Origin of the sequence: Nostocoides australiense Ben110 (assembly GCF_001050535.1) — a bacterium.
Taxonomy (GTDB): Bacteria; Actinomycetota; Actinomycetes; order Actinomycetales; family Dermatophilaceae; genus Nostocoides_A; species Nostocoides_A australiense.
Genome location: NZ_HG764815.1, coordinates 1,407,580 through 1,420,627 on the forward strand (window position 1 = coordinate 1,407,580; position 13,048 = coordinate 1,420,627).

The 13,048-nt window shown below is 68.5% G+C and carries 9 protein-coding genes, 2 tRNA genes and 1 pseudogene; all 12 read right to left on the reverse strand.

The features are described from left to right. Positions 1-289 (reverse strand): annotated as a pseudogene (locus tag BN11_RS23510) (IS982 family transposase); the annotation flags it as partial. Between the two features lie 401 nt (positions 290-690). After that, a tRNA-Ala gene (locus BN11_RS06785) sits at positions 691-763 on the reverse strand. A gap of 104 nt (positions 764-867) precedes the next feature. After that, complete coding sequence (locus tag BN11_RS06795) at positions 868-1,050, reverse strand: DLW-39 family protein (RefSeq protein WP_048696093.1); 183 nt, start codon at positions 1,048-1,050, stop codon at positions 868-870. Positions 1,051-1,082: 32 nt separating this feature from the next. Next, positions 1,083-1,156 (reverse strand) — tRNA-Ile (locus BN11_RS06800). Positions 1,157-1,230: 74 nt separating this feature from the next. Next, the gene (locus tag BN11_RS06805) at positions 1,231-1,677 is read right to left on the reverse strand and encodes a DUF3566 domain-containing protein (protein WP_083433590.1); all 447 of its coding nucleotides are present in this window, start codon (positions 1,675-1,677) and stop codon (positions 1,231-1,233) included. Next, positions 1,674-4,334 carry a DNA gyrase subunit A gene (gyrA, locus tag BN11_RS06810; RefSeq protein WP_048696096.1) on the reverse strand — a complete coding sequence of 887 codons (2,661 nt, stop codon included), beginning with the start codon at positions 4,332-4,334 and terminating at the stop codon, positions 1,674-1,676. Before gyrA ends, BN11_RS06805 begins: the two co-directional genes overlap by 4 nt. 93 nt (positions 4,335-4,427) lie before the next feature. Beyond that, on the reverse strand, positions 4,428-6,500 hold the full coding sequence (gene gyrB / locus BN11_RS06815; protein ID WP_048696098.1) for a DNA topoisomerase (ATP-hydrolyzing) subunit B: 2,073 nt from the start codon (positions 6,498-6,500) through the stop codon (positions 4,428-4,430). 325 nt (positions 6,501-6,825) lie between these two features. Continuing rightward, the gene (locus BN11_RS06820; RefSeq protein ID WP_048696100.1) at positions 6,826-7,302 is read right to left on the reverse strand and encodes a hypothetical protein; all 477 of its coding nucleotides are present in this window, start codon (positions 7,300-7,302) and stop codon (positions 6,826-6,828) included. Between the two features lie 139 nt (positions 7,303-7,441). Continuing rightward, positions 7,442-9,421 (reverse strand): threonine--tRNA ligase, encoded by a 1,980-nt coding sequence (gene thrS, locus BN11_RS06825; RefSeq protein WP_048696102.1) that lies wholly within the window; start codon positions 9,419-9,421, stop codon positions 7,442-7,444. A 243-nt stretch (positions 9,422-9,664) separates the two neighbouring features. Then, positions 9,665-11,230 (reverse strand): protealysin inhibitor emfourin, encoded by a 1,566-nt coding sequence (locus tag BN11_RS06830; protein ID WP_048696103.1) that lies wholly within the window; start codon positions 11,228-11,230, stop codon positions 9,665-9,667. A 44-nt stretch (positions 11,231-11,274) separates the two neighbouring features. Then, positions 11,275-11,781: a DUF721 domain-containing protein gene (locus BN11_RS06835; protein ID WP_048696105.1), complete on the reverse strand. Its 507-nt coding sequence runs from the start codon at positions 11,779-11,781 to the stop codon at positions 11,275-11,277. Then, complete coding sequence (gene recF / locus BN11_RS06840; RefSeq protein ID WP_048696107.1) at positions 11,774-12,985, reverse strand: DNA replication/repair protein RecF; 1,212 nt, start codon at positions 12,983-12,985, stop codon at positions 11,774-11,776. Before recF ends, BN11_RS06835 begins: the two co-directional genes overlap by 8 nt. Positions 12,986-13,048: the final 63 nt, after the last annotated feature.

A 13,048-nucleotide genomic window follows, 5' to 3' on the forward strand; every position in this document is an offset into this window, starting at 1 on the left:
CCGCCAGCATCGTCGGGCCGAGCCGGCGGACCCGCTTGTTGTACCCGGGTTGGTGCGGTACGTAGGGGAAGAGGTGGCGCAGGTTGGCGCGCACGTGCCGCACCCAGCGGGCTTCGTCATCGAATCCCAGGACCGCTGACAGCACCGCCATCGTCACCAACTCGGCGTCGCTGACCTGCGGTTTCATCCCGACCGCGGGTCGCCATGGCGCCAGTTCGGGGTGTCTCTTCAGCAGATCGTCAAGGGTCACATACAGTGCGGTGGCGAGGGTGTCCAGATCGGTGTCCACGAGAGCCTCCAGAGCTCGAGTTGCTTCGCAACACCGAGTCTGGGCACCCTCACCCCCCGAGTCCCATACGCCACACCAGTCACCTTGGAATCAATCATCTAGTGGTCAACCTGATCCGCTCCATACTCGCCCATGGACGTGGCTCCGCGCGGGAGCCCGCCGGAAGGGTCAGGATGAGCCGGACTGAGACTTGGGGCGCACACGGCGCACCTGGTGGGACCGGTGCGCTGGTCCCCGCGTGATTCCGCGGTTCGGCACGGCGCACAGGACGCACCATACCCATCACGAATAACTACGGTAGTACTACCGCATGTCTACCGACGCGAAGGCTCCAGGATCACTCCTCTGGAAGACCAGAGGCCGCATCCCTGGCGGGAAACGGCCTCTGGGCTGCGGTTTTGTGGAGACTAGGGGATTCGAACCCCTGACATCCGCCTTGCAAAGGCGGCGCTCTACCAGCTGAGCTAAGTCCCCTAAGTGGGGATATGAAGTTGTGAGAGCCCCTGCTTGCAAAGCAGGTGCGCTACCAATTGCGCCATGGCCCCGGTGCGCGCAGAGCCGTGCGCGCGGCGGGAGTTTCAGTTGTCGCCGGGGGTGTCCGTGGCGGAGGCCCAGGCGCCCTTGCCGGACTCGGCCGAAGCCGTGGTGGACGGGGTGGTCGCCTCGGCCCACAGGTCCTTCTCGGAGCGGGAGCGCTCCATGTTCTTCTTCAGGATGCTTGCGCCGACAGCGGTGGCGACAACCAGGAGCAGCTTCTTCATGGAGGATTCCCCTATCGATCGGCTGGTGTGGGTGGGCCTAACAGGACTTGAACCTGTGACCTCTTCCTTATCAGGGAAGCGCTCTAACCGTCTGAGCTATAGGCCCCAGCCAGGCAGCGTCCGACAACCAGACGCGACGCACGAGGTTACCTCACGCGTGCACGCGCCACCAAAACGAGATCAGTCGTCGGTCAGCGTCAGCTGCAGGCCACCGACGAGCGAGGCGCACACGTTGTAGAGGAACGCGCCGAGCGTGGCGAGCGCGGTGATCAGCAGCACGTTGATGACACCGAGCACCACCGACAACGACACCACGCGCCCGAACCCGACGAAGTCCATGATGTCGAACTTCGTCTCGGCGTCCCCGATGATCTTCTCGATCATGCTGTTGATCTGGTCGAAGACGCCCATCCCCGACAGCAGCATCCACAGCACGGCGATCATGACGACGGTGGCGATGCCCAGGCCGATCGCGACGAGGAAGGAGACCTTCATCGCCGACCACGGGTCGACGCGCGAGACGGTCAGCCGGACGCGGCGCCCGGCGGGCCGGGGTGCGACGGCGGGGGTCTTGGCAGCGGCGACGGTCTTGCCCGTCCTCGGCGCCGGGGTGACGCTCGTACTCACTCTCGACCTCCGGTCTCGTCCTCGTCCGACTCGGCCAAGTCGTCCACGTCAGACGGTACCTCCTCGCTCGCCTCCGCCTCGGCTGCGTCCGCCTCGTCGCCACCGATTTGGGTATGCGGACCGCTCGCCCCCGCGCCGGGACCGCCGCTCGTCGTGGGGTCGGGTTCGCCCCCGTCGAGCTCCTCCTCGTCCTCGGCTGCGGTCTCGGAGTTGCGTGCCACCGCGACGATGGCGTCGCCCTTGCGCGGGGTGGCGAAGGAGACGCCCATGGTGTTGCGGCCGGTCAGGCGCACCTCGGCGACGCGGGAGCGAACGATATTGCCCCGCTCCATGACCACGAGCACCTCGTCGGTCTCGTCCACGGTGAGCGCGCCGACGAGGTCGCCGCCGCGCTCGGACAGCTTCGCCACGGCCACCCCGAGGATGCCGCGGCCCTTGGCCGTCCACTCCGAGCTCTTCGACCGCTTGGCCAGACCCGACTCGAAGACCACGAAGACGTCCGGGTCGGTGCCGGCCGGGATGACGCTCAGCGACAGCAGCGAGTCCTCGGCGCGGAACTTCATACCCGTGACACCCGAGGTGGCCCGGCCCATCGGACGCAACTGGGTGTCATTGGCGTTGAAGCGCGCCGACTGCCCCTTGCGGGAGACCAGCAGCAGGTCGTCGACATTCGACACGAGCGAGGCCCCGACGAGCTCGTCGCCCTCGCGCAGGTTGATGGCGATCACGCCGCCGCTGCGCGGGGAGTCGAACTCCGCGAGCCGGGTCTTCTTGACCAGGCCGTTGCGGGTCGCCAACACGAGGTAGGGGGCCGTCGCATAGTCGCGGATCGCGAGCACGGCAGCGATCTTCTCGTCCGGCTGGAACGCCAGCAGGTTGGCGACGTGCTGGCCCTTGGCGTCGCGGCCGGCGTCGGGCAACTCATACGCCTTGGCCCGGTAGACCCGGCCGAGGTTGGTGAAGAACAGCAGCCAATGGTGGCTGGTCGTCGTGAAGAAGTGCTCGACGACGTCCTCCCCGCGCAACTGGGCACCGCGCACTCCCTTGCCGCCCCGTCGCTGCGAGCGATACTCGGTGACCCGGGTCCGCTTGGCATACCCGCCGCGGGTGATGGTGACGACCACATCCTCCTCGGGGATGAGGTCCTCCATGTTCATGTCGCCGTCGAACGGCACGATCTCGGTGCGCCGCTCGTCGCCGTACTTCTTGACGATCTCGGCCAGTTCCTCGCTGATGATCGTCCGCTGCCGCGCCGGCTTGGCGAGGATGTCCTCGTAGTCCTCGATGCGCGCCTGCAACTCGTCGTGCTCCTCGACGATCTTCTGCCGCTCCAGGGCGGCCAGGCGCCGCAGCGGCAGGTCGAGGATCGCCCGCGCCTGGTCCTCGTCGATGTCGAGCAGTTCCATCAACCCGGCCCGGGCTTCCTCGACCGTGCGCGAGGCCCGGATCAACGCGATGACCGCGTCCAGCTGGTCGAGGGCCTTGAGCAGTCCGCGCAGCAGGTGGATGTCGCGTTCGGCCTTGCGCAGGCGGTATGTCGTGCGGCGCTGGATGACGTCGATCTGGTGGTCGACCCAGTGGCGGATGAAGGCGTCGACCGGCAGCGTGCGCGGCACCCCGTCGACCAGGGCGAGCATGTTGGCGCCGAAGGTGGTCTGCAGCGCGGTGTGCTTGTAGAGGTTGTTGAGGACGACCTTGGCCACCGCGTCGCGTTTGAGCACGATGACCAGCCGCTGGCCGTTCTTGCCGGAGGTCTCGTCGCTGAGGTCGGCGATGCCCTGCAGCCGGCCCTCCTTGACCTGCTCGGCGATCTTCTGCGCAAGGGCGTCCGGATTGACCTGGTAGGGCAGCTGGGTCACCACCAGGCAGGTGCGCCCCTGGATCTCCTCGACGTTGACGATCGCGCGCATCGAGATCAGGCCGCGTCCGGTGCGGTAGGCGTCCTCGATTCCCTTGCGCCCCAGGATCAACGCACCCGTCGGGAAGTCCGGCCCGGAGATGCGCGCCATGACTTCGGTCAGCTGCTCCTCGCGGGGCGCGTCCGGGTTGGCGAGCATCCACTGGGCCGCCTCCGCGACCTCGCGCAGGTTGTGCGGCGGGATCTGGGTCGCCATACCCACGGCAATGCCGGCCGAGCCGTTGACGAGCAGGTTGGGGAAGCGGGCCGGCAGCACCGTCGGCTCGGATTCCTTGCCGTCGTAGTTGGGCCCGAAGTCGACGGTGTCCTCGTCGATGTCGCGCACGAGTTCGACCGACAGCGGCGCCATTCGGCACTCGGTGTATCGCGGCGCGGCCGCCCCGTCGTTGCCCGGGCTGCCGAAGTTGCCCTGCCCCTGGACGAGCGGGTAGCGCATCGCCCAGTCCTGCACGAGCCGCACGAGGGTGTCGTAGATCGCCGTGTCACCGTGCGGGTGGTACTTGCCCATCACCTCGCCGACCACGCGCGAACACTTGTTGAACCCACGGTCCGGCCGGTAGCCGCCGTCCCACATCGCGTAGATGATCCGCCGGTGCACCGGCTTGAGCCCATCGCGCACATCCGGCAGCGCCCGCGCGACGATGACCGACATCGCGTACTCGATGTAGCTGCGCTGCATCTCGACGTTCAGGTCGATCGGCTCGACCGCGTCGGCGCCCTCGGGAGGAAGTTCAGTCATGAGTGATCCTTGAATGAAGCATGCGAACGAAGAAGCGAAAGGAAAGCGGGATCGCTAAACCTCGGAGCGCGGAGGTGACAACGCGGCATACCGTCAGATATCCAGGAACCGCACATCGCGCGCGTTGCGCTGGATGAACGAGCGACGCGACTCCACGTCTTCGCCCATCAGGATCGAGAAGATCTCGTCGGCCGCGGCGGCGTTGTCGAGGGTGACCTGCAGGAGCGTCCGCTCGGCGGGGTCCATGGTCGTCTCGCGCAGTTCCTGCCAGTCCATCTCGCCCAGACCCTTGTAGCGCTGGATCGGGTTCTCCTTGGGCAGCCGCTTGCCGGCGGACTGGCCCCCGGCGACGAGGCCGTCGCGCTCGCGGTCGGTGAAGGCGAACTCGTGAGCCGAGTTGGTCCACCGGATCCGATAGAGCGGCGGCTGCGCGAGGTAGACGAAGCCATGCTCGATGAGCGGCTGCATGAAGCGGAAGAGCAGCGTCAGCAGCAGGGTGCGGATGTGCATACCGTCGACATCGGCGTCGGCCATCAGGATGATCTTGTGATAGCGGGCCTTGTCGATGTCGAAGTCCTCGCCGATGCCGGTGCCGAACGCTGAGATCAGCGCCTGCACCTCCTGGTTGGCGAGGATCTTGTCGATGCGGGCCTTCTCGACGTTGAGGATCTTGCCGCGGATCGGCAGGATGGCCTGGTTGAAGGATTCGCGCGCGCGCACCGCCGAGCCGCCGGCGGAGTCACCCTCGACGATGAAGACCTCGGAGACGGCCGGGTCCTTGGCCTGGCAGTCCCGCAGCTTGCCGGGCAGGCCGCCGGATTCGAGGACGCGTTTGCGGGTGGCCTCGCGGGCCTTGCGGGCGGCCAGCCGGGCCACGGACGCCTGGATCGCCTTGCGGACGATCTCCTTGCCGTTGTTGGGGTTGCGCTCGAGCCAGGCGCCGAACTCGTCGGTCATGGCCCGCTGGACGAAACCCTTGACCTCGGAGTTGCCGAGCTTGGTCTTGGTCTGCCCCTCGAACTGCGGCTCGGCGAGCTTGACGGAGATGACGGCGGTCAGGCCCTCGCGGACGTCGTCGCCGGTGAGGTTGTCGTCCTTCTCCTTGAGGAGGTTCTGCTTGCGGGCGAAGTCGTTGATGAGCTTGGTCAGCGCCGCCCGGAAACCCTCCTCGTGCGTGCCGCCCTCGTGGGTGTTGATCGTGTTGGCATAGGTGTGCACCGACTCGCTGTATGCCGTGGTCCACTGCATCGCCAGCTCCAGGCTGAGGCTGCGCGCTGCGTCCTCCACCTCGATGCTGATGATCTCGGGGTGCACCGGCTCGGACTTCTTGGACCCGACCAGGTGCGAGACGTAGTCGACCAGGCCCCCGTCATACCGGTAGGTCACCGTCTTGGCCTTGGTGACCTTGTCCTCGCCGGCTTCTTCGGCCTCGGCGTCGACGACGACCTCGACATCCTCCTCGAGGTTGTCCAGGTCGACATCGTCGTCGTCGACCTCGGGGATGCGCTCGTCGATGAGCGTGATCGTCAGGCCCTTGTTGAGGAAGGCCATCTGCTGGAAGCGGGCCCGGATCGTCTCGTAGTCGAACTCGACGGTCTCGAAGATGCCGGCGTTGGGCCAGAAGGTGATCGTGGTGCCGGTGGCGTCGGTCTCCTCCTCCTGCCGCAGCGGCCCGGTGGGCACGCCGTGGTCGAAGGTCATCCGGAAGGCGTGGCCCTTCTGGCGAACACACACATCGAGGCGGGAGGAGAGGGCGTTGACGACGGAGGAGCCGACGCCGTGCAGACCGCCGGAGACCTTGTAGCCGCCGCCGCCGAACTTGCCGCCGGCGTGCAGCTGGGTGAGAACCAGCTCAACGGCGCTGACGCCCTCGGTCGGGTGGATGTCGGTGGGGATGCCGCGGCCGTTGTCCTTGACCCGCACCGACCCGTCGGCCATCAGCGTGACGAGGATCGTGTCGGCATACCCCGCGAGCGCCTCGTCCACCGCGTTGTCGACGATCTCCCACACCAGGTGGTGCAGGCCGCGCTCGCCGGTGGAGCCGATGTACATGCCGGGGCGCTTGCGCACCGCCTCGAGTCCTTCGAGGACGGTGATGGCGCTGGCGTCATACTCCGGCTGCTCGCTGGGCGCGGGCGCAGGCGTGACATCGGACGTGTCGGCCACGGTGCTCCTTCGGGAGAGAATGCGCAGGTGCCGACCGTGCGTCACGTCGGCGGGATCTACCCCCAAATTCTACCCGCTCGCACCGACAATCACCGCATTCCCGGCCCGTGCGGGCCTGCTAGCGCGTCGCACTCCCCCAGGTCCGTGAGGGATTACGCGGCACCCCCCGTTCTGGCCCGTATGCCGCCTTCCCGGGTCCGCCCGCCGGTCACCCTCCGCGGGCGGACGTCGAAAGCGCACGACGCGCCGTCATGGTTCGTCCATTACGGCGCGTCGGGCACTCTCGACTCGGTTATTGGCCCGACGGGGGTCGGGCCGTCCGGCGTCAGCTGAGCTTGAAGGAACTGATGTCGTTGTTCCAGCGGGTCAGGCGGATGTCGTGGTCGACCCAGCGGCGGAAGCGGTCACCGTTGTAGTTGAAGCCGTCGTAGCCCTTCAGGTCACAACGGTTGCGGGTGACGAACGAACCGGCGCGGTTGTTCCAGCGGTAGACGCGCAGATCGGGCAGGGCATAGTTCACGTCCGACAAGGTCGCGGTGCAGGGACGCGCGTGGCCGAGGGTCAGTCGCTTGCCGCTGTAGCCGGTGTTGTCGAAGAAGATGACCAGCGGGATCCAGCGCTTGTTGGCCATCACCCGGTCGGCTTCCCGCTCGGTGTCGTAGCAGCCGATGAGCCCGCCTTTGATGTCGCCGACGCAGTAGTTGCCTGCCGGCGCCGACGTGGTTGCCTGCGCCGGAGCGGCGGTGGCGAGACCGGCGACGGAACCGGCGGCGAGGGCGGCATACCCCAGTTTGCGGAACATGGTGGGTCGTCCTTTCGTCGTGTGGCCCGGACCCCCCTGGCCCAGGCACGCCGCCAAACCTGGCACGCGCACCCCCCGTGACCTGCGGAAAGGGGCTGGTTGACCCGTAAACTACCCGAAAGGGTGGACCGCGGCTCGGCTACACCTGGGCCTTGGACTCGATCGCGGCGAGCACCTTGGCGATCGCGTCCGCGATCGGGACGCCGTTCTCCTGGGAGCCGTCGCGATAGCGGAAGGAGACCGCATTCTTGGCCTGGTCCTCGGCGCCGGCGATGAGCACGAACGGCACCTTGGCCTTGGCGGCATTGCGGATCTTCTTGGGGAAGCGGTCATCGGATTCGTCGAGTTCGACGCGGATCCCCTGCTCCTTCATCTGCTTCAGGACATCCCACAGGTAGTCGTTGAAGTCCTCCGCGACCGGTATGCCGACCACCTGGACCGGGGAGAGCCACACCGGGAAGGCCCCGGCATAGTGCTCCACCAGCACCCCGAGGAAGCGCTCGATCGAGCCGAACTTCGCCGAGTGGATCATCACCGGCTGCTGCCGCGTGCCGTCGGCCGCCTGATACTCCAGGCCGAAGCGCTCGGGCTGGTTGAAGTCGTACTGGATCGTGCTCATCTGCCAGGTCCGGCCGATAGCGTCGCGGGCCTGGATCGAGACCTTCGGCCCGTAATAGGCTGCGCCACCCGGGTCGGGCACGAGCTCGAGCCCGGACTCCACGCACACCTGCTCGAGGGTGGCCGTCGCCTCGGCCCACTGCTCCTCGGAACCGATGAACTTGTCCTTCTTGGAGTCATCGCGCGTCGACAGCTCCAGATAGAAGTCGTCCAGCCCGAAGTCGCGGAAGAGACCCAGGCAGAAACCGAGCAGGTGCTTGATCTCCGCGGCGGCCTGCTCCTTGGTGACATAGGAGTGGCTGTCGTCCTGGGCGAAGCCGCGCAGCCGCGTCAGGCCGTGGATGACCCCGGACTTCTCGTAGCGGTAGACATGCCCGAACTCGAAGAGCCGCAACGGCAGCTCGCGGTAGGAGCGACCCCGCGACTTGTAGATCAGGTTGTGCATCGGGCAGTTCATCGCCTTGAGGCGGTAGTTGCTGCCCTCAAACTCCATCGGCGGGAACATCGTGTCCGCGTAATAGGGCAGGTGCCCGCTGGTGTGGAAGAGCCCGTCCTTGGAGATATGCGGCGTGCCGACATATTCGAAGCCCTCTTCGATATGCCGGCGGCGGACGTAGTCCTCCATCTCCCGCTTGATGATGCCGCCCTTGGGGTGGAAGACCGGCAGGCCGGAGCCGAGTTCGTCGGGGAAGGAGAAGAGGTCGAGCTCGGCGCCGAGCTTGCGGTGGTCGCGCCGCTCGGCCTCGGCGAGCCGGTCCAGGTAGGCCTTCAGGGCGTCCTTGCTCGGCCAGGCCGTCCCGTAGACCCGCTGCAGTGACGGATTCTTCTCGCTGCCGCGCCAGTAGGCGGCGGCGCTGCGCATCAGCTTGAACGCGTTGCCGATGACCCTCGTCGAGGGCACGTGCGGCCCGCGGCACAGGTCGCCCCAGGCGCGGGTCCCGTCCTTCTTGAGGTTGTCGTAGATCGTCAGCTGCGCCCCGCCGACCTCGACGCCCGCCCCCTCGGCGGCGTCGTCCGCGGCCCCGCCCTTGAGGCCGATCAACTCGCACTTGTAGGGCTCGTCGGCCAGCTCGGCGAGCGCGTCGGCGTCGGAGATCTCGCGGCGGTGGAAGGTCTGGCCCTCGTTGATGATCCGCTGCATGACCTTCTCGAGGGCCTTGAGATCCTCGGGATTGAACGGCGTCTCGACGTCGAAGTCGTAATAGAAGCCGTCGCGGATCGGTGGGCCGATGCCAAGCTTGGCCTGCGGGTTGACCTCCTGAACGGCCTGGGCGAGCACGTGGGCCGTGGAGTGGCGCAGCACGTCGAGGCCGTCCTGCTCGGCCGCCGTGACCGGTTCGACGTTGTCGCCGTCGGCGAGGACGTGCGCGAGGTCGCGCAGCTCGCCGTTGACGCGGGCGACCAGGACGGCCCGGTCGTCGCCGAACAGGTCGGCGGCGGTGGTCTGCTCCGGCACCGATCGCTCGCTTCCGGCGATATTGACGGTGATCTGGGCAGACACGTTTTCTCTCCTGGTATGCGGTGGCGCCGGGCTCGGGTGCCGAGACGGCCGGTTCTCGCCGCGCGGTGCGCGACCCGCCAACTCTACCGAGCGGTATGCCGCCCCCTCACCCGCGTTTACGCCCCGCACCCCCGTCGAGATGTCGACTCGACCCCATCGAGATGCCGGCCAGGGTGGTCAGGGGGGCCGGGCGCAGCGGAAGCCGAGGTGCTGCAGCCGGCCGCAATCGGGTGTCAGGACGGCTCATGCCTCACGGAGGGTCTCCTCGAGCAAGGCCTTGAGGTCGTCCGGGAGGTCCTGTTCGCGGATCGACACCTCGGTCGGGGGTGTCGGGCAGCTGACGCCATAGCAATAGGTGTCCGGGTGCTGCCGGGCCGCGCTCGCCGCGGCCTGCGCGTCGAGAGTCTGCAGGGTGCGATTGCCCAGGACGCTGCGCCACTGCTGCTGTTGCGGGGCCGGCAGCTCGTCGAGAGCGACCGAGCGGCGCGCGGTCAACCCGGCGACACCGCCACTGCGCGTCACCTCTACGACCGCCCCCGCGGGCACCTCTCCTTCGTGCTCCATGTCGTCCGGGCCGCGCTCGTGATGGCCGACTCCCCCCTCCTCCGGCACGCCCGGCCACTCCGGGCTCGGCTCGCCGGAATCGTCGGGCACGGGCGCGGGAACCGGCTCGCCCGGATCCGCGGGCAGGTCGACGACCGGCACCGGCCCCTCACCGTCGGACTCGGCGCCGCCGAGCACACCCACCTGCGCCCACGCGGACTTGACGGCCGCGACCTCGGGCGACTGCACGCCATACTGCCCGATCGCCTCGTCCACCGTCAGCCCGGCGAAGGTGACGAAATCGCAATCGGCGCTGATGCCGGGGCCGGTGAGCACGGCATACCAGATCCGGCCCGGGGCCTCCCACGACGCGCCGCCCAAGGCGGTGGCCAGCAGGTAGAAGGCGCGGTTGGGGATGCCGGAGTTGATGTGCACCCCGCCGTGGTCGTCGTCGGTCTCGACATAGTCGTCCATGTGACCCGGCTGCGGGTCCTTGCCCAGGAGCGGGCTGTCGTAGGCGGTGCCCGGGGCCTTCATCGAGCGCAACGCCTGCCCCGCGAGTTCGCCGATGAGCAATTCGGCGCCGATCAACCAGTCGGCGTCGGCGGCATCCTGCCCCAGCCGACGTTGCTTGACCATGGACCCGAAGACATCGGACATCGACTCGTTGAGCGCGCCCGGCTGGCCTTGGTACATCAGCCCGGCGGTGTGCTCGGTGACCCCGTGTGCGAGCTCGTGCCCGATGACGTCGAGACTTGCGGTGAACCGGCCGAAGATCTTGCCGTCACCGTCGCCGAAGACCATCTGGGTGCCGTCCCAGAAGGCGTTGTCGTAGTTCTCGCCGTAGTGCACCGTCGCGCGCAGCGGCAGCCCGCGCCCGTCGAGGGAGTTGCGCTCGAACGCGTCGGCGAACAACTGCCACGTGTCGCCCAGCCCGTCATAGGCCTCGGCCACCGCGACATCACCGGTGTCCGGTTCCCCCTCGCCGCGCACCTGGGTGCCTGGGAGGGTCGTCCCGCCCTGGGCATCACAGATCAGCCGTTGCGGCCCACTCTCGAGAGTCCCCGGTGCCAAGCGGGGTTTGCTGCCCGGCCGGCTCTCGGGCGCGGCGTGGGCCCTCCTGTGGAGCATGCCCTCGGCGACATCGCGCAGGGCCTGCCGAGCGGCGTCGGCGATCTCGGCGTCGGCGGAGTGGGCCAGCCGCTCGAGGATGTGCGGCGGCACGATCGAGCAGCAGTATGCGGTCGGCAAGTGATCCCCTGTCATGCCCCCATCCTGTCGGAGCGGTCCGACAACCGCGCGCCGACGGGTCAGCCGTAGGTGTCCCGCGGCCCCCGGCCGCCGGTGATCCCGCGCCGCCCGTGGCTCCACCGCGGCGCCGTCGGGCCGATGATCTGCAACTCCGTCACCGTGTCCGGCCCGGCCTCGGCGGCGATCCGCGCCAGCAGGCTGGACGAGAGCAGCCGCAACTGGGTGGCCCACGACGTCGAAGAGGCCCGCACGACGAGCACGCCGTCGGCGAAACTCTCCGCGCTCGCGTGCGCCGCGATCTCCGCACCGACGATCTGTTCCCACCGGCCGACGACGGCGCCGACCTCGACCTCCCGCTCCCACCCGCGATCGCTCACCAGCCGGTCGACGACGTCGCCGAGCAGCGCCGGGTCACGGTCGGTGCGCCCACTCTCCGGTGCGCCGCGGGGGGCGCGTTTCGGCATACTGCCGGGGCGCAGCCCCTTGGCGCGGGCGAGGGCACGCGCTCGCGCCAGTGCTTCGGCGGGGGCGTCGGGGTCCGACGGGGCCAGGTTCTCGTCACTCATCGGGAGCTACCGGGTATGCCGTGATCTCACCCTTCGTCACCGAGAACCATTGTCCCGCAAGGGATTTTGGTATGTCGTCCGCCACCGCCGCCGTGATCAGCACCTGTTCGCAGTCCCCGATGAGCGCCGCCAGCCGCTCACGCCGGCCGCTGTCGAGTTCGGCGAAAACGTCGTCGAGGATGAGCACCGGATCGGTGCCCAGGTCGGTGCGCAGCAGTTGGTATGCCGCGAGCTTGAGCCCCAGCGCGAACGACCAGGACTCGCCGTGGCTGGCATACCCCTTGGCCGGCATCTCCCCGAGCGCCAGGACGAGGTCGTCGCGGTGCGGGCCGACGAGGCACTGTCCGCGCTCGAACTCGTTGGCCTGCACCTCGGCGAGGGCGGCGACGATGCCTGCGGACAATTCGTCGATCTCGGGCACCTCGCCGGCGGCGATGCGGGCGTTCAACCCTTGGGTCAGCGAGGCCCGGTAGGTCGCTAGCGCCTCCCCGGCCCCGCCGCTGACCTCGCGATAGGCGTGGTCGAGGTGCGTGCGCAGATCGCGCAGCAGCCGCAGGCGGGCATATAGCAGTTGGGCGCCGAGCCCCGCGAGGTGGCCGTCCCAGACGTGGAGGGTATGCAGCACGCTCTCGCGTGCCTCCTCCGCGCTGGCTCCCTCGGCCGGCCTCCGGCCTCGGCCGCCGCGGCGCAGCATCGGCGCGGACTGTTTGAGCAGGGCGCTGCGCTGCTTGACGATCCGGTCGTAGTCGGCGCGCACCGCCGCCCAGCGCGGCTGCCGTTGCACGAGCAGCTCGTCGAGAAACCGGCGGCGCGCGGCCGGGTCGCCCTTGACGAGCGCGAGGTCCTCGGGCGCGAACAGCACCGATCGGACCTGACCGAGCACCTCGCGCGGCCGCGGGACCGGCGAGCGGTTCAGACGCGCCCGGTTGGCCTTGCCGGGGTTGATCTCCAGCTCGACCAGCGTCTCGCGGCCGTCGCGGACCACCGCGCCGCGCACGATGGCTTGGCTTGCGCCGAAGCGCACCAGCGGTTGGTCGGTGGAGACCCGGTGGGAGGAGAGCGTCGCCAGATAGCCAAGTGCCTCAGCGATATTCGTCTTGCCCTGGCCGTTGAGGCCGACCAGGGTCGTCACGCCCGGCCCGAGGGGGACCTCGGCAGCCGGGTAGCTGCGGAAGTCGATCAGGCTCAGGTGGCGGACGAACACCGGGTCAGCCTAAGGCGCGCCGGCATCTCGCCAGCGGCTGGTCGGAGCAGCAGGCCTCGCCAG